The sequence below is a fragment of the Rhodoferax sp. RT5P35 genome (genome assembly GCF_056521385.1).
In genome coordinates this window covers 241,155-261,000 of the sequence record NZ_JBWMAX010000003.1, presented here as the reverse complement: position 1 = coordinate 261,000, position 19,846 = coordinate 241,155, and the positions used below count along the sequence as shown (strand labels likewise).

Below are 19,846 nucleotides of genomic sequence, written 5' to 3'. Positions count from 1 at the left end.
TAAATTTTTTAAGCAAACCGCCCGGACGGTGTCACCACTGCCCGCCGTTTTGTAGGGTGCGCTGCCAGCAAAAATGAATAACCACCTTCGGGTGGTTTTTTCATTTCTGGGGCTCAGTTAGCCAGGCGGTCCTGCTTGGGTGGACTTTGGAACCGGCTGCGGTAGGCCCGCGAAAAGTACGACGGTGACTCAAAACCGCAGGCCACGCTGACCTCGATGATGCGCATCTCGGTTTGCTGCAGCAGCTGGCGCGCCCGGTCCAGCCGCAGGCCCAGGTAGAAGTGCGAGGGCGTGTCTTTCAGGTAGGTGGCAAACAGCCGCTCCAGTTGCCGCCGGGTCACGCCTATGCTGTCGGCCAGCGCGTCGGGCGACAGCGGGTCTTCCATGTTGCGCTCCATTTCGCCCACCACCTGGATGGTTTTTTTGTTGTGAATGCCGTAACGCGCGGCAATCTGCATGCGCTGGTGGTCCGACGGGTTGCGGATGCGGCCCAGCACAAACTGCTCCGACACCTCGGTGGCCAGCGCGTGGCCATGCTTTCGGGCAATCAGTGCCAGCAGCATGTCGATAGAAGCGGTGCCGCCCGCGCTGGTGATGCGCTGGCCATCGATCTCAAATAGCTCCTGCGTCACCATCGCTGCCAGCGCCGGGTAGCGCTCCACAAACGCCGATATCGCCTCCCAGTGCAGGGTCAGCTTCTGGCACGACAGCAGCCCTGCCTCGGCCAGCACAAAGCTGCCAGTGTCGATGGCGCCCAGCACCGTGCCCGCCCGGTCCAGCCGCCGCAGCCAGCTGCCCAGCGCCGGCGTGTAGTGCTCCAGCGGGTTGAAGCCGCCCACGATGAACAGGGTGGGGGCGCTGGCGACCGTGTCCAGCGAGCCTTCGGCATTGAGTGACATGCCGTTGCTGGCCGTTACCGGGCCGCCGTCCACGCTCAGGATGTGCCAGCGGTACAGGTCCTTGCGGAAACGGTTCGCCACCCGCAGCGGTTCGACCGCCGAGACAAAGCCCAGCATCGAAAACGCGGGCAGCAGCAGAAAGTACAGATCTTCGGGGTCAGACATGGGCTGAGGTTGTAGCAGATGGGAAAACCCGCGTGGTCGCTGCTGGTCAATGACTGGTCGCAATGCGTCGTTTTTTGAGCGCACCCCCCGGTAAATTTCATCCATCGCAAGGCGATGCGCGCTGTTTGCGGTATTCATTCCAAGGAAACATGATGAAAAAATGGCTTCAAGGTGCAGGCTTGTTGGCTGCGGCGATATGCGTTTTACCAGTGGTGGCCCAGGATGCTGAAAGCTGCAAGAAAGTGCGCTTTGTAGACATCGGCTGGAGCGACATCACCGCTACAACTGCGCTGGCCACCACGGTGTTTGAAGGCCTGGGCTACACCCCCAGCACCACCATCGCCTCGGTGCCTATCTCTTTTGCGGGTCTGAAAAGCAAGCAGATCGACGTGTCGTTGGGCTACTGGAGCCCCATGCAGGACGGCATGGTCGATCCGCTGGTCAAGGCCAAAAACCTGGTCGTACTGCCCACGCCCAACCTCAGCGGTGCCAAGGCCACCCTGGCCGTGCCCGCCTATGTGGCCGAGGCGGGGCTGAAGAGCTTTGCCGACATTGCCAAGTTCCAAAAAGAGCTGGACGGCAAGATTTTCGGCATCGAAGCCGGTAGCAGCGCCAACGCCAAGGTGCAGCAGATGATCGACAAGAACGCGCTGGGCCTGGGCGGCTTCAAGCTGGTGCAGTCCAGCGAAGCCGGCATGCTGGCCGAGGTGCAGCGGGCCATTCGGCAGAAGAAGATGGTGGTGTTCCTGGGCTGGGAGCCGCACCCGATGAACATCCAGATGAAGCTGAACTACCTGACCGGCGGCGATGCCTACTTTGGCCCCAACTTTGGCGAGGCCTCGGTCAAGACCCTGGTGGCCACCGACTACCTGGAGCGCTGCCCGAACGCAGGCAAGCTGGTGTCCAACCTGGTTTTCAGCACCGACGTGGAAAACCGCCTGATGGTGCCCATCATGGCCAAGGTGCTGCCCGCCACCGCTGCCAAAGACTTCTTGAAGCAAAACCCCGAGCTGCTGACCCAATGGCTAGCGGGTGTCAAAACCTATGATGGCAAAGACGGCCTGCCCGCCGTGCGCACGTCCCTCGGTCTGTAAAGAAAGCCGCACATGAACCACGATGTCATCCTGACCTGTGCCGTGACCGGCGCGGGCGACACCGTTGGCCGCCACCCGGCCATCCCCGTCACCCCCAAGCAGATTGCCGAAGCCGCTGTAGAGGCCGCCAAAGCCGGGGCCACCGTGGTGCACTGCCATGTGCGCGACCCGGCCACCGGAAAGGGCAGCCGCGACCCGGCGCTGTACCGCGAACTGGTGGACCGCATCCGCTCCAGCGGCGTGGACATGGTGCTGAACCTGACAGCCGGCATGGGCGGCGACCTGGAGATTGGCGCGGGCGAAAACCCCATGCAGTTTGGCCCCGGCACCGATCTGGTCGGCGGGCTGGCCCGGCTGATCCACATCGAAGAGCTGCTGCCCGAAATCTGCACGCTGGACTGCGGCACGCTGAATTTTGGCGATGGCGACACCATCTACGTCTCCACCCCCGCCCAGTTGCGCGCTGGGGCCAAGCGCATTCTGGAACTGGGCGTGAAAGCCGAGCTGGAGGTGTTCGACACCGGCCACCTGTGGTTTGCCAAGCAGATGCTGAAAGAAGGTCTGCTGGGCGATGCACCGTTGTTCCAGGTCTGCCTGGGCATCCCCTGGGGCGCGCCCGCCGACACCACCACCATGAAAGCCATGGCCGACAACATGCCGCCGGGTGCCACTTGGGCGGGCTTTGGCATTGGCCGCATGCAAATGCCCATGGTGGCGCAGGCCGTGCTGCTGGGCGGCAATGTGCGCGTGGGCCTGGAAGACAACCTTTGGCTGGACAAGGGCGTGCCCGCCAGCAACGGGTCGCTGGTGGAGCGGGCCAACAGCATCATCAGCATGATGGGCGCGCGCACGCTCACCCCGGAAGAAGGCCGCAAGAAGCTGGGCCTCAAAAAGCGTGGCTGACGTAGCCAACGACCACCGCATCTGCTTCATCGGCGACTCGATGACGCAGGGCACCAGCGACCCCACCTGCCTGGGCTGGCCCGGGCGTGTCAGCGCGGCGGCCTGGGCTACAGGCTATGCCGTGACCGCCCACAACCTGGGCATCCGTGGCGACACCAGCCAGGGCGTTGCGGCGCGCTGGCAGGCCGAGTCGGCGCTGCGCTTGCAGGCGGAATGCCATAAGTACCTGGTGTTTTCATTCGGTGCCAACGACATGACCCCGCAGGGCGACGGGCTGCGGGTGGCGGTGGCGCAGAGCGTGGAGTGCTTTACCCGCGTCGTCGCCGAGGCCCAGGCGCGGCACCCCACCGTGGTGCTGGGCCCGTTCCCGGTGGGCGAGTCCGCCCAGGATGCCCGCATTCTGGACCTGTGCCCGATGTACGCCGAACGGGCCCAGGCCCTGGGCGTGCCGTATCTGCCTGTGGCCCGTTTATTGACCGACAGCGCACTTTGGCGGACCGACGTGGCTGCCAGCGACGGCTGCCATCCGGGGGCGGCGGGTTACCAACTGGTGGCCGGCCGGGTGCTGGCCTGGCCCGCCTGGTGGTTTTCCAACCCAACCATTTCTTAAATTTTCACCATGACCATCACTACCACCATCAAAACCTTCGCCGCCCTGGGCGTAGGCGTTATCGGCAGCGGCTGGGTCGCGCGCGCGCTGGCCCACGGGCTGAATGTCGTTGCCTGGGATCCGGCTGCAGGGGCCGAACAGCAACTGCGCGCCAATGTCGCCAATGCCTGGCCCGCGCTGGAGCGGCAAGGCCTGGCCGCAGGGGCCTCCATGGAGCGCCTGCGCTTTGTGGCCACCATCGCCGAATGCGTGCAGCACGCCGACTTCATCCAGGAAAGCGCCCCCGAGCGGCAAGACCTCAAGCTGTCGCTGCACGCGCAGATCAGCGCGGCGGCCCGACCCGATGCCGTCATCGCTTCGTCCACCTCGGGCCTGCTGCCCACCGACTTTTACGCCAGCGCCACCCACCCCGGGCGCTGCGTGGTCGGTCACCCGTTCAACCCGGTGTACCTGCTGCCCCTGGTAGAAGTAGTGGGTGGCGAGAGAACCTCCGCCGAAGCCATTGCCGCCGCTATCAAAATCTATAGCGCACTCGGCATGCGGCCCCTGCACGTGCGCAAGGAAATCCCCGGATTCATCGCCGACCGCCTGCTGGAAGCCGTGTGGCGCGAGGCCCTGCACCTGGTTAACGACGGCGTGGCCACCACCGGCGAGATTGACGATGCCATCCGCTACGGCGCAGGCATCCGCTGGTCCTTCATGGGCACGTTTTTGACCTACACCCTGGCAGGCGGTGATGCGGGCATGCGGCACTTCATGGCGCAGTTTGGCCCGGCCCTGGAGCTGCCCTGGACCAAGCTGGTCGCCCCCAAACTCACCGATGCGCTGATTGACAGCGTGGTGGACGGCACCACCGCCCAGCTCGGCACCCACAGCATCAAGCAACTGGAGCGATACCGCGACGATGCCATCCAGAGCGTGATGGCCGCAGTAGAGGCCGCCAAAGCCCGCCATGGCGTCTGACCCCCTGTACATCACCGTCGTGCCGCTCGAATGGGTGGACTACAACGGCCATCTGCGCGATGCCTATTACGGGCTGATCTGCAGCTACGCCACCGACGCGCTGATGGACCAGATCGGCCTGGACGCCGCGGGCCGCGCACGCACCCACGGCAGCCTGTTCACACTGGAAAGCCACATCCACTACCTGCACGAGGTGAAACTGGGGGCGCAAGTGCAGGTGCAGTTCCACTTGCTGGGCCATGATGCCAAGCGGCTGCATATTTTTCTGGAACTGGTGCTGCCAGGCAGGGCGGAGCCGGTGGCGGTGTGCGAGCAGATGCTGCTGCATGTGGACATACGCGGCCCTCGGTCTGCAGCCTTTCCCACCGACGTGCTGGTCCAGGTGCAGCGCATGGCGGCGGCACACCGCACGCTGCCCGTGCCTGCCTTGGTTGGCAAAGTGATGCAACTCCCGTTAACGCGGTCAAGTTAGACATACGCTACGATGGTGGATATACTGTATTTATGAACAGTATTTTTACGCCGCCATCGCCGGTGCTAGTTTCGGATTCACCGCTGTGGGGGATGCTGCTGGCGAACCGGGTGAGTGCAGGATTTCCGTCCCCTGCGGAAGACTTGGGAGCCCAGCGGATGGACCTGACCCAGATGCTGGTAGTGCATGCGCAAGCTACCTACTTTTTACGGGCTAGCGGCCAGTCGATGGTGGGGGTGGGTATTTTTGACAGCGACATCCTGCTGGTGGACCGGGCCATTCAACCCCGCCACAAGCACATCGTGGTGGCCATTGTGGATGGCGACTTCACCGTCAAAACCCTGCACCAGCAGGCTGGGCGTACTTGGCTGCAGGCCGCCAACCCCATCTACCCCGACATCGTGCCCTGCGACGGCCAGACCATCGAGGTCTGGGGCGTGGTGACCAGCAGCATCAAGCAGTTTGCGGTCTAGCCATGTACGCCCTGGTGGACGGTAATAATTTTTTTGTCTCGTGCGAACGGGTTTTCCGTCCTGATTTGCGTGGCCGCCCGGTGGTGGTCCTGAGCAATAACGACGGCTGTGCCATTGCCCGCAGCAACGAAGCCAAGGTGCTGGGTATCAAGATGGGGGCTCCGTGGTTCAAGATCCGGCATATGGTGGATACGCAGGGGCTGGTGGCCTTGTCAGCCAATTTCGCGCTGTACGGTGACCTGAGCGACCGCATGATGAGTCTGGCCGCCGGGCTGGGGCCGGAACAGGAGATTTACTCCATCGATGAATCGTTTATCGATCTGACAGGGGTGCGTGGCAACTTGGTGGCGCGGGCACACGCGATCCGCGCCCGTATTCTGCAATGGGTGGGTATTCCCTGCGGCATCGGCATGGGGACTACCAAAACCCTGGCCAAGCTGGCCAACCACGTGGCCAAAACGGCCGAACGCACACCTGGCAGCTATCCAGCCCACCTGGCGCAAGTGTGCAACCTGGCTGCCTTGGCACCTGTGGATCTGGCGGCTGTGCTGGGCGCAACGGCAGTGCAGGACGTGTGGGGTGTGGGGCGACGTATGGGTGCACAGTTTGAAAAAATGGGCATCATTACCGCCTTGCAACTGGCCCGACTAGACCCCGCCATGGTGCGCGCCCGCTGGTCGGTGGTTTTGGAGTCCACCGTGCGCGAACTGCAGGGAACGCCGTGCTATGGCCTGGACTCTGCGCCTGCGCGTAGCCAGCAAGTTGCCTACACGCGGTCGTTTGGGCAACCGGTATCCAGCCTGGTGGAGTTGCAAGAGGCGGTGACCGAATTTGCCAGCCGGGCCGCTGAAAAATTGCGCACCCAGCACAGCCTGGCTAGCCAGATGCTGGTCTACATCCGTACTAGCCCATTTCGCCAGGAGCCGCAATACAGCCGTTCCGCCGCCGTGCCCTTGCACCGGCCCAGCGCTGACACCACGGTGCTAGTGGGGGCGGCATTGGCGGGTTTGCAGTCCATCTACCGGCCCGGTTTCCAGCTAGCCAAGGCCGGGGTGATGCTGTTAGATCTGCAAGCTGACACGCAGCAGCAGGGCGAACTGGTGATGCAGGCCGGGGCCTTGGCCGCTGACCGCACCCGCCTCATGGCCACCCTGGACGGGCTGAACCGGCGTTATGGCCGTGGCACGGTGCTGCTGGCCAGTGCCGGCTTGGCAGGGCCACAACGGACCTGGACCATGAAACAAGAACTGCGCTCGCCGGGCTATACGACGTGCTGGGCAGATTTGCCGGTGGCAAAAGCCTGATCTCTAAGCCCTTGCTGCAGGCAGTGCCGTGCGGGCGGCAGCCCTATTTGCTGCGGCGCAGCATGCTAGCATCGTCCTCCCCTCCCACTCTGACGCCGGGCACCGCATGCGCAAGACTTCTCTGGACAAAAGCAAGATCAAGTTTCTCTTACTGGAAGGCGTGCATCCTTCGGCGCTGGAGGTGTTGCGCAGTGCGGGCTACACCCAGATCGAAAGCCTGCCCGGCGCTCTGCCCGAGGACCAGCTGAAAGAGAAGATCGCCGACGCGCATTTCATCGGCATCCGCTCGCGCACCCAGCTCACCAAAGAGGTGTTTGCCCATGCACACAAGCTGGTGGCCGTGGGCTGCTTTTGCATTGGCACCAACCAGGTCGACCTGGAAGCCGCCCGGGAGCGCGGCATTGCCGTGTTCAACGCGCCGTTTTCCAATACCCGCTCGGTGGCCGAGCTGGTGCTGGCCGAGGCGATTTTGTTGTTGCGCGGCATACCTGAGAAAAGTGCGGTGGCGCACCGCGGCGGCTGGCTCAAGTCGGCCGAAAATTCGTACGAGATCCGGGGCAAGACCCTGGGCATCGTGGGCTACGGCTCCATCGGCACGCAGTTGTCGGTGCTGGCCGAAGCCATGGGCATGCAGGTCTGCTTTTATGACGTGGTGACCAAGCTGCCGCTGGGCAATGCACGCCAGGTCGGCAAACTGCACGATTTACTGGGCCAAAGCGACATCGTCACCCTGCATGTGCCCGAAACCGCCTCCACCCAGTGGATGATCGGCGCTGCCGAGATCGCCGCCATGAAGCAGGGCGGCATTTTAATCAATGCCGCGCGCGGCACGGTGGTGGATATTGACGCGCTGGCCGCTGCCCTGCGGGCCAAAAAGCTGCTGGGTGCCGCCATCGACGTGTTCCCTGAAGAGCCGCGCAGCAACAAAGACGAGTTCCAGTCGCCCCTGCGCGGCCTGGACAACGTAATCCTGACCCCCCACGTGGGCGGCTCCACCATCGAAGCGCAGGCCAATATCGGCCTGGAAGTGGCGGAGAAGTTGGTCAAGTACAGCGATAACGGCACCTCCACCTCGTCGGTCAACTTCCCCGAGGTGGCCCTCAGCAGCCATTCTGGCAAGCACCGCCTGCTGCACATCCACCACAACGTGCCGGGCGTGCTGTCGGCGGTGAACCAGGTGTTTACCGACAACCGCATCAACATCGCCGCGCAGTTTTTGCAGACCAACGAGAAGATTGGCTATGTGGTGATTGATATTGACGCGGAATCCAGTGATTTGGCTTTGGAAAAGCTGGCAGCGGTGCCCGGCACCATCCGCAGCCGCGTTTTGTTCTGATTTAACTGTCGTTTCCCGACAACCCGCCGTCGGCGGGGTAAAAGTCCGCTGCCCTAAAATCGCTATCCGACTGTCATCCCAGGCCCATGGGCGCTGTGCCCACCCCAGGTTATTTTCCCCCCATGAATGCACCCACCGCGTTGTCCACCCTGCTGGCGCAGGCCCCTGAAGCCGTGCGCCTGCGCGAAATTCCGTACAACTACACCTCGTTTTCCGACCGCGAAATCGTCATCCGCTTGCTGGGCACGCGTGCCTGGGATGTCCTGAACGGCCTGCGCCAGGAGCGCCGCACCGGCCGATCCGCCCGCATGCTGTACGAAGTGCTGGGCGATATCTGGGTAGTGCAACGCAACCCCTATCTGCAAGACGACCTGCTGGACAACCCCAAGCGTCGCAAGCAACTGGTCGATGCCCTGCACCACCGCCTCGACGAGGTGGGCAAGCGCCGCAATCCGGATGCCAATAGCGAGCGCGATGCCCTGGTGGGCGAGTTGCTGGTGGCTGCCACGGCGGCGGTGGACCAGTTCGGCAAAACCTTCGTCCAGGTGGCCGACCTGCGCCGCAAGACCGCGCGTGTGCTGGGCAAGCTCACCGCCAAGGACAACATCAAGTTCGACGGCCTGAGCCGCGTGAGCCACGTCACCGATGCCACCGACTGGCGCGTCGAATACCCGTTCGTGGTGCTGACCCCCGACACCGAGGCGGAAATGGCCGGGCTGGTCAAGGGCTGTATCGAACTCGGCCTGACCATCATTCCGCGCGGCGGCGGCACCGGCTACACCGGTGGCGCGATTCCGCTGACCTGGAACAGCGCAGTCATCAACACCGAGAAATTGGAGGCCATGACCGAGGTGGAGATGCGCATGCTGCCCGGCGTGGACCATCCCGTGGCCACCATCTTCAGCGAAGCCGGTGTGGTGACCCAGCGGGTGGCCGATGCGGCCGAGCGCGGTGGTTACGTGTTTGCGGTCGATCCCACGTCGGCCGAGGCTTCGTGCATCGGCGGCAACATCGCCATGAATGCCGGTGGCAAGAAGGCCGTGCTCTGGGGTACGGCGCTGGACAACCTGGCCTCGTGGCGCATGGTCACGCCCGACGCGCAGTGGCTGGAAGTCACCCGGCTGAACCACAACCTGGGCAAGATCCACGACGTGGAAACGGCCAGCTTCGAGCTGCAGTATTTCGAGGCCGACGGCAAAACCAAGATTCGCACCGAGCGCCTGGACATCCCGGGCCGCACCTTCCGCAAAGAAGGCCTGGGCAAGGACGTGACCGACAAGTTCTTGAGCGGCCTGCCCGGCATCCAGAAAGAGGGCTGCGACGGCCTGATCACCAGCGGCCGCTGGGTGGTGCACCGCATGCCCGCGCACACCCGCACCGTGTGCCTGGAGTTCTTTGGCGATGCCAAGAACGCCGTGCCCAGCATCGTCGAGATCAAGGACTTCATGTTCGCTGAAGCCAAGCGCACCGGTGTGTTGCTGGCCGGGCTGGAGCATCTGGACGACCGTTACCTGAAGGCCGTGGGCTACACCACCAAGTCCAAGCGCGGCGGCCTGCCCAAGATGGCCTTGTTTGGCGACATTGCGGGCGACAACGCCGACGACGTGGCCCGTGCCACCAGCGAAGTGGTGCGCATCGCCAACTCAAGAGCGGGCGAAGGCTTCATCGCCATCAGCCCTGAGGCACGCAAGAAATTCTGGCTGGACCGCAAGAAAACCGCGGCCATCAGCCGCCACACCAACGCCTTCAAGATCAACGAAGACGTGGTGATTCCGCTGCCGCGCATGGCCGAGTACACCGACGGCATCGAGCGTATCAACATCGAACTCAGCCTGCAAAACAAGCTGGAGCTGTGTGATGCACTGCAAGAGTTCTTCAGCCGCGGCAATCTACCGCTGGGCAAGGGCGACGAAGACGGCGATGTGCCGTCGCCCGAGCTGCTAGAGGAGCGGGTTACCCAAGCCCAGGCCCTGGTGGCCGAGACCCGCGCCTTGTGGCAGGGCTGGCTGGACGGGGTGGAGGCACTGTTTCCGCAGCTGCAAGACCACACGCTGCGTGCCAGCTGGAAGACGCAAATTCGCGTGGGTTTGCAAAACATCTTCACCGGCGCGGCCTTCAAGGGCATCCTGATTGAAACCACGGCCATCCACAAAAAGGTCTTGAAGGGCCGGGTCTGGGTGGCTCTGCACATGCATGCTGGGGACGGCAATGTGCATACCAACCTGCCGGTCAACAGCGACAACTACGAGATGCTGCAAACCGCGCACGGTGCCGTCAAACGCATCATGGCGCTGGCCAGATCCCTGGACGGCGTGATCTCGGGCGAGCACGGCATCGGCATCACCAAGCTGGAGTTTCTGAGCGACGCCGAGATGCAGCCGTTCACCGACTACAAGCAGCGCATCGACCCCGAAGGCCGCTTTAACAAAGGCAAGTTGCTACGAAATTCGCAGCTGCATGCGCAGGCGGGACATGCGCTAGAGGCTGATTTGACTAATGCCTACACCCCCAGCTTCGGGCTGATGGGCCACGAGTCGCTGATCATGCAGCAGAGCGACATTGGCGCGATTGCCGACAGCATGAAGGATTGCCTGCGCTGCGGCAAATGCAAACCCGTGTGCGCCACCCACGTGCCGCGCGCCAACCTGCTGTACAGCCCGCGCAACAAGATTCTGGCCACCTCCTTGCTGGTCGAAGCCTTCTTGTACGAAGAGCAGACTCGCCGCGGCGTGAGCATCAAGCACTGGGAGCAATTTGAAGACGTGGCCGACCACTGCACCGTGTGCCACAAGTGCCTAACCCCTTGCCCGGTGAAGATCGACTTTGGCGACGTGACCATGAATATGCGCAACCTGTTGCGCAAGATGGGCAAAAAGACCTTCCGCCCCGGCAACGCCGCCGCCATGTTTTTCCTGAACGCCACCAACCCCGAAACCATCAAGCTGGCACGCGCCGCGATGGTCGGCGTGGGCTTCAAGGCCCAGCGCCTGGCCAACGACCTGCTGCGCAGCTTCGCCAAGAAGCAGACCGCCGCACCGCGCGCCACGGTGGGCACCGCGCCCATCAAGGAGCAGGTCATCCACTTCATCAACAAGAAGATGCCGGGCAACCTGCCCAAGAAGACCGCGCGCGCCCTGCTGGATATCGAAGACAGCGACTACGTGCCCATCATCCGCAACCCGGTGGCCACCACCAGCGAGTCGGAAGCGGTGTTTTACTTCCCCGGCTGCGGTTCTGAGCGCCTGTTCAGCCAGGTGGGCCTGGCCACCCAGGCCATGCTGTGGCATGCGGGCGTGCAAACCGTGTTGCCCCCCGGCTACCTGTGCTGCGGCTACCCGCAAAAGGGCAGCGGCCAATTTGACAAGGCCAACAAGATCATCACCGACAATCGTGTGCTGTTTCACCGCGTGGCCAACACGCTGAACTACCTGGACATCAAGACCGTGGTGGTGAGCTGCGGCACCTGCTATGACCAGCTGCAGGGCTACCAGTTCGACAAGATCTTCCCCGGCTGCCGCATCATCGACATCCACGAATACCTGTTGGAAAAAGGCATCACGCTCAACAACGGCGGCTCCTACCTCTACCACGACCCCTGCCACACGCCCATGAAGCTGCAGGAGCCGATGAAAACGGTCAAGGCGCTGCTGGGCGACCAGGTGCTGGAGAGCAAGCGCTGCTGCGGCGAGTCGGGCACCTTGGGTGTGACCCGGCCCGATATTTCCACACAAATCCGCTTCCGCAAGGAAGAAGAGCTGCGCAACGACGAAACCAAGCTGCGCGCCATGGGCACCCTGACCGAAAAGGACAACGTGAAAATCCTCACCAGCTGCCCCAGCTGCCTGCAGGGCCTGAGCCGCTACGGCAACGACCTGCAAAACGGCCTGTTGGAGGCCGACTACATCGTGGTCGAAATGGCCAACCAGATCCTGGGCAAGGACTGGCTGCCGACTTACGTGGCGCAAGCCAACCACGGCGGCATTGAGCGGGTTTTGGTCTGATGGCCGGCCTCAAGGCGGGCGCGCCTACCCCCAAAGACATCACCGTCCACGGCCTGTCGCGGGCGCTGGAAGTCACGTTTTCCGACGGCGCGGTGTTCCGCATCCCGTTCGAGCTGATGCGCGTGTACTCGCCGTCGGCCGAAGTGCAGGGCCACGGTCCGGGCCAGGAAACCCTGCAAACCGGCAAGCGCGAAGTCACGTTGAACGGCCTGGAGCCGGTGGGCAACTACGGCGTGCAGCCCGCGTTCTCGGATGGCCACAGCACCGGCATCTTCACCTGGGAGTACCTGTATTTTCTGGGCAGAGAGCAAGATAAGCTGTGGGCCGACTACGAAGCCCGCCTGGCCTCAGCCGGTGCCAGCCGGGATACGCCCATGCCCGGCAAAGTGGCCAAAGGATGCGGTAGCCACTAAAATCAGTTTGCTATAAAATATATAGCAGTTGACGCATATGCAACATGCGCTAGAGGCCGATTTTCTTTAAATTCCCTGTGCGGTGCAGGGTTGTCGCTGTGCTGTGCCACCTTTCTGATTTAGTATACAAACATGAGCACTACCCACTTTGGTTTCCAGTCGGTTGACGAGAGCGACAAGGCCCGCCATGTGCGCGGCGTGTTCGATTCTGTCGCCTCCAAATACGACCTGATGAACGACCTGATGTCGGCCGGCCTGCACCGCACCTGGAAGGCCTACACCGTCCTGGTGGCTGACATCCGCGAAGGCCACCAGGTGCTGGATATCGCAGGCGGCACCGGCGACCTGGCGATAGCGTTTGCCAAAAAGGTCGGCGCGACCGGCCGGGTGGTGCATACCGATATCAACGAGGCCATGCTGCGCACCGGCCGCGACCGCCTGCTGGATGCGGGCGTGGTGCTACCCACCATGGTCTGCGATGCCGAAAAACTGCCTTTCCCCGATGCCAGCTTTGACCGCGTCAGCGTGGCCTTTGGCTTGCGCAACATGACCCATAAAGACGTGGCCCTGGCCGAGATGTGCCGCGTGCTCAAGCCTGGCGGCAAGCTGCTGGTCTTGGAGTTTTCCAAGGTGGCCCAACCTCTGGAGAAGGTGTACGACTGGTATTCCTTCAAGGTATTGCCGCAACTGGGCAAGCTGGTGGCGGGCGACGATGCCAGCTACCGCTACCTGGCCGAATCCATCCGCATGCACCCCGGCCAGAAAGAACTCAAGGCCATGATGCAGGCCGCGGGCTTTGGCCACGTCGACTACCACAACCTTACCGGAGGCATGGTGGCCTTGCATGTGGGGATCAAGTGTTGAGCGTAGTCCGGTCTAATCTATAACAATAAATGGAGCTAGTATGAAAGTTTGGGCATTGGTTTTGGCCGCCACGATGGTCTTGGCCGCAGGTTTCGATGCCGAAGCTGCGCGTTTGGGTGGCGGCCGCTCGATGGGGCGGCAGTCCAGCAATGTGACGCAGCGCCAGGCAGCCCCTGCGCCCGTAGCACCCACGCAAAACGCCACCAACGTGGCCCGTCCGGCTCCCGCCGCAGTACCTGCGCCCGCAGTTGCTCCCAAGCGCCCATGGGGTGCCATGCTGGGGGGCTTGGCGGCAGGTGTCGGCCTGGCCTGGCTGGCGCATTCCATGGGCCTGGGCGCAGAAATGGGCCAGTTCCTGATGATTGGTCTGGTCGTGCTGGCGGGCATGCTGCTGTGGGGCTTTATCCGCTCGCGCAAGGCTGCCAGCAGCGCTTCGCCGGGCAGTCCGTTTGCCTTTCAGGGCGCGGCTGCGCCCAGCGCTGCCCCGGCGTATTTGCCCGAAAACGTAGGAAACGATGCCTCGGCACGGCCGTTTGAGCGCAGCAGCCATATGGCGCCTGCGGAGTCCGGCGGTTCCATGATTGGTTCGGCGCTGGCCGGTCCGCAAGGTTGGGGTGCGCCCGCTGGCTTTGATTCCGAAGGTTTTTTGCGCGCCGCCAAAAACAATTTCATTACCCTGCAATCGGCCTGGGACCGCTCCGATATTTCGTCCCTGCGCGCCATGATGACCGACACCATGTTGGGCGAAATCCAAGCCCAACTGACCGACCGCGAAACCCATACCGGTGGCCACACCAACAAAACCGACGTGGTGATGCTGGATGCCCAACTACTGGGTATCGAAGACCTGGGTAACGATTACATGGCCAGCGTCGAGTTCTCCGGCATGATCCGCGAAGAGCCGTCGGCCGGCCCCAGCCCGTTCCGCGAAGTCTGGAATATGACCAAACCGAAAAGCGGCGCCAGCGGTTGGCTGGTGGCGGGCGTACAAGCCCTGCAATAGCGATTGGTCAAGGGCGCTTGCGTTCTGGAGACAAGCAACTATCCCGGATAATGGGGGACTATGGCAACACAGTCCCCCTTTTCTTTGCTCGAAAACCTCTTCACCCGCGCCAGCGCCACGCTGCAGCCGCCCCCCTGGGTGGTGGACGAGGTGCAAAACCGCATCGTTCTGCTGCTCAACCACGTGTTGCAGCAAGAGCCCGAAGCCACCGCGCGCCTGGCCCGTCAAAAGGGCCGCGTGGTGCTGATGCAGTGGCGCAGCTTCCACATGGCTCTGGTGGCAACGCCTGCGGGCTTGCTGGACCGTGCCACGCCCGGCATGCGCGCCGACCTCACGCTTACCATTTCTGAGACCTCACCTTTGGCTTTGGCCCAGCAGGCGCTGAGCGCGGGCAAGCCTGGTGTGCGCATCGAAGGGGATGTGCAACTGGCGGCCGAGGTCAATTGGCTGGTAGACCATGTGCGCTGGGATCTGGAAGAAGACCTGTCGCGCGTCGTGGGCGACACCACGGCCCACACCGTGGGTAATGTGGTGCGCAGCGCCGCCAGCACCTTGCGCCAATTCATCGCCAAGCGCCCTGGTGCCGATAAGACCGATAAGGCCGCTGCATGAGCCGGATTTTTCGGGGGGCGTACATTGTCTGGATCGTGTTACGTTACGGTCTGGACGAGCTGGTACTGACCAGTTTCAAGAAGCCTTGGCTGCTACTGCTGGCCCGCGTGCTGTCGATTGGCCGCAACCTGGAGGCTCCGCGCGGCCAGCGCCTGCGCGAGGCGCTGGAGCGCTTGGGCCCCATCTTCGTCAAGTTTGGCCAGGTGTTGTCCACCCGCCGCGACCTGCTGCCGCCGGATATTTCGGACGAGTTGGCGCGGCTGCAAGACCGGGTACCGCCGTTTGCGTCGTCCATTGCCGTGGCGACCATCGAGCGGGCTTTTCGCAAGCCTCTGGCTGCCATTTTTGAAAGCTTTGACCACACGCCGGTGGCCAGCGCGTCCATTGCCCAAGTGCACTTCGCGGTACTGAAAGACCGCAACGGCAGGTTGCGCGACGTGGCGGTGAAGGTTTTGCGCCCCAATATGCTGCCCGCGATCGAAAAAGACCTGGGCCTGATGCGCATGATGGCGGGCTGGGTGAATGGCTTCTCGGACGATGGCAAGCGCCTCAAACCGCTGGAAGTGGTGGCCGAGTTTGATAAATACCTGCACGACGAGCTGGACTTGGTGCGCGAGGCCTCCAGTGCCGCCCAGTTGCGCCGCAATATGGAAGGCCTGGACCTGGTACTGATCCCCGAGATGTTCTGGGACCTGTGCGCCACCGAAGCCATTGTGATGGAGCGCATGGTGGGCATTCCCATCAGCCACACCGAGCGGCTGCGGGCAGCGGGCGTGGATTTCCAGAAGCTGGCCCGCGACGGCGTAACCATCTTCTTCACCCAGGTGTTTCGCGACGGCTTTTTCCATGCCGACATGCACCCGGGCAATATCCAGGTGTCGGTGGAGCCCGCCACCTTTGGCCGCTACATCTCGCTGGACTTCGGCATCGTCGGCACACTGACCGAGTTCGACAAAGAATATCTGGCGCAAAACTTCACCGCCTTTTTCCGCCGTGACTACAAACGCGTGGCCGAGCTGCACATCGAGTCTGGCTGGGTGCCCGCCACCACCCGCGTCGACGAGCTGGAAGCCGCCATCCGCGCAGTGTGCGAGCCGTACTTTGACCGGCCTTTGAAGGAAATCTCGCTGGGCATGGTGCTGATGCGCCTGTTCCAGACCTCGCGCCGCTTCCAGGTCGAAATCCAGCCGCAACTGGTACTGCTGCAAAAAACCCTGCTCAACATCGAAGGCCTGGGCCGAGACCTCGACCCAGAGCTGGACCTGTGGAACACCGCCAAGCCCTTCCTGGAAAAGTGGATGCTGGAGCAGATCGGCCCCAAAGCCTTTATCGAGCAACTAAAAAACGAAGCCCCGCGTTACGCCAAATTGTTGCCTGAGCTGCCGCGCCTGCTGGTGGACTTTTTGAAGCGAGGGGGCGGGGCCGATCGGGGTGGCGACCAGCGCAAGCTGATGGAAGAGTTGCTGGCCGAGCACAAACGCACCAACCGCCTGCTGCACGGCCTGGTTTACGGAGCCATTGGTTTTGGCCTGGGCCTGCTGGCCATGCGCATGTTGCTCGTATCCCCATTCCTGTTCTAGCCCGGGCAGGGTTTTCAGCTGCGCAAACTATAATCAAAAGCTTTGCAACTGCAAAACCACCCAACTCCCGGCTGAAGACACGACGCGTGCCCCAGAGATACCGTGGAACCGGCTTTGCCGGGCCACTGGTATTGCCCCCTGCAAGGGGGGTGGCGCAGCGCAGCGCAGCCTGGGGGTGTTCCAATAATTTCTACGTTATGCCTATCTACGCTTACAAATGCGAGTCCTGCGGGCACGCATTCGACGTATTGCAAAAAATGTCCGACGCGGTGCTGACCGATTGCCCTAGCTGCCACGCGGCAGCATTGCAAAAACAGGTCACCGCGGCCGGATTCCAGCTCAAGGGCTCTGGCTGGTACGTCACCGATTTTCGCAATGGCAGTGGCGGTGCGGCGGTGGCCCCGACCCCCAAGGCTGAAGACGGCAAGCCTGCCACCGATGCCCCGGCGGCCAAACCCGCTGAAACGGCAGCAGCCCCGGCGGCTGCGCCTGCACCCGCCCCGGCTCCGGCCCCCGCGCCGTCCGGCGGCAGCACCCCGGCGGCCTGACATCCATGATGGCTTCTATCCGCAAGTGGCTGTTGTCGGGCCTGCTGGTCATCGTGCCGCTGGCCATCACCGTCTGGGTATTGCAATGGGTGCTGGGCACGCTGGACCAAACCCTGCTGATCCTGCCCGACAGTTGGCAGCCCGACAAACTGCTGGGTTTCCATATTCCCGGCTTTGGCGTGCTGCTGGCCCTGGGCACACTGCTGGTGGTGGGGGCGGTAGCGAGCAACTTTGTGGGCAAGAAGCTGGTCGGCTGGTGGGACAACTTGCTGCACCGCATTCCTATCGTGCGCTCGATTTATTCGGGTGTGAAACAGGTGTCGGACACGCTATTTTCAGAAAGCGGCAACGCTTTTCGCAAAGCCGTGCTGATCCAGTGGCCACGCGACGGTGCCTGGACCATTGCCTTTGTGACCGGCGTGCCCGGCGGTGATGCGGCCAATTACCTGCAAGGCGAGTACCTCAGCATCTACGTGCCCACCACGCCTAACCCTACCGGCGGCTACTTCATCATGCTCAAGGCCAGCGACTGCATCGAGCTGAAAATGAGCGTGGACGAGGCTTTGAAATACATCGTCTCGATGGGCGTAGTCGTGCCCCACGGCGTGGCTCCGTCCGCACCCAAACCGATCCAGGCCCCCAAGGCCTCTTAAAACCAGCCAGTAACGCGGGCCATGGTGGCCCCGTCTTTCCTGCAACCCATGCGCCCCAAGAGGCGCGAGAAAAAAAAGCCATGCAATCTCAAATGCGCACCACCTACTGCGGTCTTGTGACCGAAGCCCTGCTGGGCCAAACCGTCACCCTGTGCGGCTGGGTGAACCGCCGCCGTGACCACGGTGGCGTGATTTTTGTCGATCTGCGCGACCGCGAAGGCTATGTGCAAATTGTCTGCGACCCGGACCGCGCCGAGATGTTTGCCGTCTCCGAATCGTTGCGCAACGAGTTTTGCGTGCAGATCAAGGGCCTGGTGCGCGCGCGCCCCGACGGCACGGTCAACGAGAACCTGAAAAGCGGCAAGATCGAGATACTGTGCCACGAGCTGGTGGTGCTGAACCCATCTGTTACCCCGCCGTTCCAGATCGACGACGAAAACCTCAGCGAGACCACCCGCCTCACGCACCGCGTGCTGGACCTGCGCCGTCCGTACATGCAAAACAACCTGATGCTGCGCTACCGCGTATCTATGGAAGTGCGCAAGTTCCTCGACGCGCACGGTTTCATCGACATCGAAACCCCGATGCTGGGCAAGTCAACCCCCGAAGGCGCGCGCGACTACCTGGTGCCTAGCCGTGTGCACGAAGGCATGTTCTTCGCGTTGCCGCAAAGCCCGCAGCTGTTCAAGCAGCTGCTGATGGTGGCCGGTTACGACCGGTATTACCAGATCACCAAGTGCTTCCGCGACGAAGACTTGCGCGCCGACCGCCAGCCTGAATTTACCCAGATCGATATCGAAACCTCGTTCCTCACCGAACAGGAAATCCGCGACATGTTCCAGGAGATGATCCTGACCGTGTTCAAGAACACTTTGGGCGTGGACCTGGGCGAGTTCCCGGTAATGACCTTCCAGGAAGCCGCCCACCGCTATGGCTCCGACAAGCCCGACCTGCGCGTCAAGCTCGAATTCACCGAGCTCACCGACGTGATGGCCGACGTGGACTTCAAGGTGTTCTCGGGTGCGGCCACCATGAAGAATGGCCGCGTGGTCGGCCTGCGCGTGCCCGGTGGCTCAGCCGAGGGCGGTGGCATCAGCCGCAGCGAAATCGATGCCTACACCGAGTTCGTCAAGATCTACGGTGCCAAGGGCCTGGCCTATATCCGTGTCAACGACCTGGCCAAGGGCCCAGGGACGCAGGCCCTTCGGTGGCCGGGCCTGCAAAGCCCGATCGTCAAGAACATCCACGACAAGGCCCTGGCAGAAGTGCTGGCCCGCACCGGCGCGCAAGACGGCGACCTGATTTTCTTTGGTGCCGACAAGGCCAAGATCGTCAACGATGCCATCGGTGCCCTGCGCATCAAGATCGGTTTGAGCGAGTTCGGCAAAAAAAATGGCCTGTTCGAAAAGGGTTGGAAACCGCTGTGGGTGGTGGACTTCCCGATGTTCGAATTCGACGAAGATGCGCAGCGCTACACCGCCACGCACCACCCCTTCACCGCCCCCAAAGACGGCCACGAGGACTGGATGGTCACGGCCCCTGAGAAATGCATCTCCAAGGGCTATGACATGGTGCTGAACGGTTGGGAGATGGGCGGTGGCTCGGTCCGTATCCACCGCGCCGATGTGCAGCAAAAGGTGTTTGATGCCCTGAAGATCACGCCTGAGGAAGCCCAAGACAAATTCGGCTTCCTGCTGGACGCACTGCAATACGGCGCGCCTCCGCACGGCGGCCTGGCATTTGGCCTGGACCGTGTGGTCACGCTGATGACCGGTGCCGAGTCCATCCGCGACGTGATCGCCTTCCCCAAAACCCAGCGCGCCCAGGACTTGCTGACGCAAGCGCCCAGTACGGTGGACGAGAAGCAACTGCGCGAACTGCACATCCGCCTGCGCGCTCCTGCGGCGTAACTGCACACCCGCAGGCTGGCGGAGCCAGCCGTGCGGTGTTTTC

At 62.7% G+C, this 19,846-nt stretch carries 18 protein-coding genes; 17 read left to right on the top strand and 1 reads right to left on the bottom strand.

From position 1 onward, the window contains the following. Positions 1-113: 113 nt before the first annotated feature. Positions 114-1,064, bottom strand: a complete 951-nt coding sequence (locus AC097L_RS05590) for a GlxA family transcriptional regulator (protein WP_479585276.1) — start codon at positions 1,062-1,064, stop codon at positions 114-116. A 152-nt stretch (positions 1,065-1,216) separates the two neighbouring features. Here AC097L_RS05590 and choX point away from each other — a divergent pair, with 152 nt between their 5' ends. From choX to aspS, 17 genes are all read left to right on the top strand, one after another. Next, on the top strand, positions 1,217-2,158 hold the full coding sequence (gene choX, locus AC097L_RS05585; protein ID WP_479585275.1) for a choline ABC transporter substrate-binding protein: 942 nt from the start codon (positions 1,217-1,219) through the stop codon (positions 2,156-2,158). 12 nt (positions 2,159-2,170) lie between these two features. Then, a complete protein-coding gene (gene cdhC / locus AC097L_RS05580; protein ID WP_479585274.1) occupies positions 2,171-3,061 on the top strand; it encodes a 3-dehydrocarnitine:acetyl-CoA trimethylamine transferase CdhC in 891 nt (296 codons plus the stop codon). Continuing rightward, entirely contained in the window at positions 3,054-3,671 is a 618-nt protein-coding gene (locus AC097L_RS05575; protein ID WP_479585273.1) for a GDSL-type esterase/lipase family protein, read from the top strand. The genes cdhC and AC097L_RS05575 overlap by 8 nt, the downstream gene beginning before the upstream one ends. A gap of 9 nt (positions 3,672-3,680) precedes the next feature. Next, positions 3,681-4,634 (top strand): L-carnitine dehydrogenase, encoded by a 954-nt coding sequence (locus AC097L_RS05570; RefSeq protein ID WP_479585272.1) that lies wholly within the window; start codon positions 3,681-3,683, stop codon positions 4,632-4,634. After that, positions 4,624-5,106: a thioesterase family protein gene (locus tag AC097L_RS05565; protein WP_479585271.1), complete on the top strand. Its 483-nt coding sequence runs from the start codon at positions 4,624-4,626 to the stop codon at positions 5,104-5,106. The genes AC097L_RS05570 and AC097L_RS05565 overlap by 11 nt, the downstream gene beginning before the upstream one ends. 32 nt (positions 5,107-5,138) lie before the next feature. Then, the gene (locus tag AC097L_RS05560) at positions 5,139-5,579 is read left to right on the top strand and encodes a LexA family protein (protein WP_479585270.1); all 441 of its coding nucleotides are present in this window, start codon (positions 5,139-5,141) and stop codon (positions 5,577-5,579) included. A 2-nt stretch (positions 5,580-5,581) separates the two neighbouring features. Beyond that, the gene (locus AC097L_RS05555) at positions 5,582-6,883 is read left to right on the top strand and encodes a Y-family DNA polymerase (protein ID WP_479585269.1); all 1,302 of its coding nucleotides are present in this window, start codon (positions 5,582-5,584) and stop codon (positions 6,881-6,883) included. 106 nt (positions 6,884-6,989) lie between these two features. Further along, the gene (gene serA, locus AC097L_RS05550; RefSeq protein ID WP_479585268.1) at positions 6,990-8,219 is read left to right on the top strand and encodes a phosphoglycerate dehydrogenase; all 1,230 of its coding nucleotides are present in this window, start codon (positions 6,990-6,992) and stop codon (positions 8,217-8,219) included. 122 nt (positions 8,220-8,341) lie between these two features. Next, positions 8,342-12,220, top strand: coding sequence for a DUF3683 domain-containing protein (locus tag AC097L_RS05545; RefSeq protein ID WP_479585267.1), 3,879 nt, complete (start codon positions 8,342-8,344; stop codon positions 12,218-12,220). Next, positions 12,220-12,633: a gamma-butyrobetaine hydroxylase family protein gene (locus tag AC097L_RS05540; RefSeq protein WP_479585266.1), complete on the top strand. Its 414-nt coding sequence runs from the start codon at positions 12,220-12,222 to the stop codon at positions 12,631-12,633. The genes AC097L_RS05545 and AC097L_RS05540 overlap by 1 nt, the downstream gene beginning before the upstream one ends. Positions 12,634-12,765: 132 nt before the next feature. After that, complete coding sequence (gene ubiE, locus AC097L_RS05535; protein WP_479585265.1) at positions 12,766-13,497, top strand: bifunctional demethylmenaquinone methyltransferase/2-methoxy-6-polyprenyl-1,4-benzoquinol methylase UbiE; 732 nt, start codon at positions 12,766-12,768, stop codon at positions 13,495-13,497. 40 nt (positions 13,498-13,537) lie between these two features. Next, entirely contained in the window at positions 13,538-14,500 is a 963-nt protein-coding gene (locus tag AC097L_RS05530) for a Tim44 domain-containing protein (RefSeq protein WP_479585264.1), read from the top strand. Between the two features lie 60 nt (positions 14,501-14,560). Continuing rightward, positions 14,561-15,112, top strand: a complete 552-nt coding sequence (locus AC097L_RS05525) for an SCP2 sterol-binding domain-containing protein (protein ID WP_479585263.1) — start codon at positions 14,561-14,563, stop codon at positions 15,110-15,112. Then, the gene (gene ubiB, locus AC097L_RS05520; RefSeq protein ID WP_479585262.1) at positions 15,109-16,692 is read left to right on the top strand and encodes a ubiquinone biosynthesis regulatory protein kinase UbiB; all 1,584 of its coding nucleotides are present in this window, start codon (positions 15,109-15,111) and stop codon (positions 16,690-16,692) included. Before AC097L_RS05525 ends, ubiB begins: the two co-directional genes overlap by 4 nt. A gap of 197 nt (positions 16,693-16,889) precedes the next feature. Continuing rightward, positions 16,890-17,240, top strand: a complete 351-nt coding sequence (locus AC097L_RS05515) for an FmdB family zinc ribbon protein (RefSeq protein WP_479585261.1) — start codon at positions 16,890-16,892, stop codon at positions 17,238-17,240. Between the two features lie 8 nt (positions 17,241-17,248). Then, positions 17,249-17,893, top strand: a complete 645-nt coding sequence (locus AC097L_RS05510; RefSeq protein ID WP_479585473.1) for a DUF502 domain-containing protein — start codon at positions 17,249-17,251, stop codon at positions 17,891-17,893. A gap of 80 nt (positions 17,894-17,973) precedes the next feature. Beyond that, a complete protein-coding gene (gene aspS / locus AC097L_RS05505; RefSeq protein WP_479585259.1) occupies positions 17,974-19,803 on the top strand; it encodes an aspartate--tRNA ligase in 1,830 nt (609 codons plus the stop codon). The last annotated feature ends 43 nt before the right edge of the window (positions 19,804-19,846 follow it).

What these genes read in the sequence shown, in the direction of transcription:
- AC097L_RS05590 (WP_479585276.1), bottom strand. Translation starts at nt 1,064, where the DNA reads ATGTCTGACCCCGAAGATCTGTACTTTCTGCTGCTGCCCGCGTTTTCG.
- choX (WP_479585275.1), top strand. Translation starts at nt 1,217, where the DNA reads ATGAAAAAATGGCTTCAAGGTGCAGGCTTGTTGGCTGCGGCGATATGC.
- cdhC (WP_479585274.1), top strand. Translation starts at nt 2,171, where the DNA reads ATGAACCACGATGTCATCCTGACCTGTGCCGTGACCGGCGCGGGCGAC.
- AC097L_RS05570 (WP_479585272.1), top strand. Translation starts at nt 3,681, where the DNA reads ATGACCATCACTACCACCATCAAAACCTTCGCCGCCCTGGGCGTAGGC.
- AC097L_RS05565 (WP_479585271.1), top strand. Translation starts at nt 4,624, where the DNA reads ATGGCGTCTGACCCCCTGTACATCACCGTCGTGCCGCTCGAATGGGTG.
- AC097L_RS05560 (WP_479585270.1), top strand. Translation starts at nt 5,139, where the DNA reads ATGAACAGTATTTTTACGCCGCCATCGCCGGTGCTAGTTTCGGATTCA.
- AC097L_RS05555 (WP_479585269.1), top strand. Translation starts at nt 5,582, where the DNA reads ATGTACGCCCTGGTGGACGGTAATAATTTTTTTGTCTCGTGCGAACGG.
- serA (WP_479585268.1), top strand. Translation starts at nt 6,990, where the DNA reads ATGCGCAAGACTTCTCTGGACAAAAGCAAGATCAAGTTTCTCTTACTG.
- AC097L_RS05545 (WP_479585267.1), top strand. Translation starts at nt 8,342, where the DNA reads ATGAATGCACCCACCGCGTTGTCCACCCTGCTGGCGCAGGCCCCTGAA.
- AC097L_RS05540 (WP_479585266.1), top strand. Translation starts at nt 12,220, where the DNA reads ATGGCCGGCCTCAAGGCGGGCGCGCCTACCCCCAAAGACATCACCGTC.
- ubiE (WP_479585265.1), top strand. Translation starts at nt 12,766, where the DNA reads ATGAGCACTACCCACTTTGGTTTCCAGTCGGTTGACGAGAGCGACAAG.
- AC097L_RS05530 (WP_479585264.1), top strand. Translation starts at nt 13,538, where the DNA reads ATGAAAGTTTGGGCATTGGTTTTGGCCGCCACGATGGTCTTGGCCGCA.
- AC097L_RS05525 (WP_479585263.1), top strand. Translation starts at nt 14,561, where the DNA reads ATGGCAACACAGTCCCCCTTTTCTTTGCTCGAAAACCTCTTCACCCGC.
- ubiB (WP_479585262.1), top strand. Translation starts at nt 15,109, where the DNA reads ATGAGCCGGATTTTTCGGGGGGCGTACATTGTCTGGATCGTGTTACGT.
- AC097L_RS05515 (WP_479585261.1), top strand. Translation starts at nt 16,890, where the DNA reads ATGCCTATCTACGCTTACAAATGCGAGTCCTGCGGGCACGCATTCGAC.
- AC097L_RS05510 (WP_479585473.1), top strand. Translation starts at nt 17,249, where the DNA reads ATGGCTTCTATCCGCAAGTGGCTGTTGTCGGGCCTGCTGGTCATCGTG.
- aspS (WP_479585259.1), top strand. Translation starts at nt 17,974, where the DNA reads ATGCAATCTCAAATGCGCACCACCTACTGCGGTCTTGTGACCGAAGCC.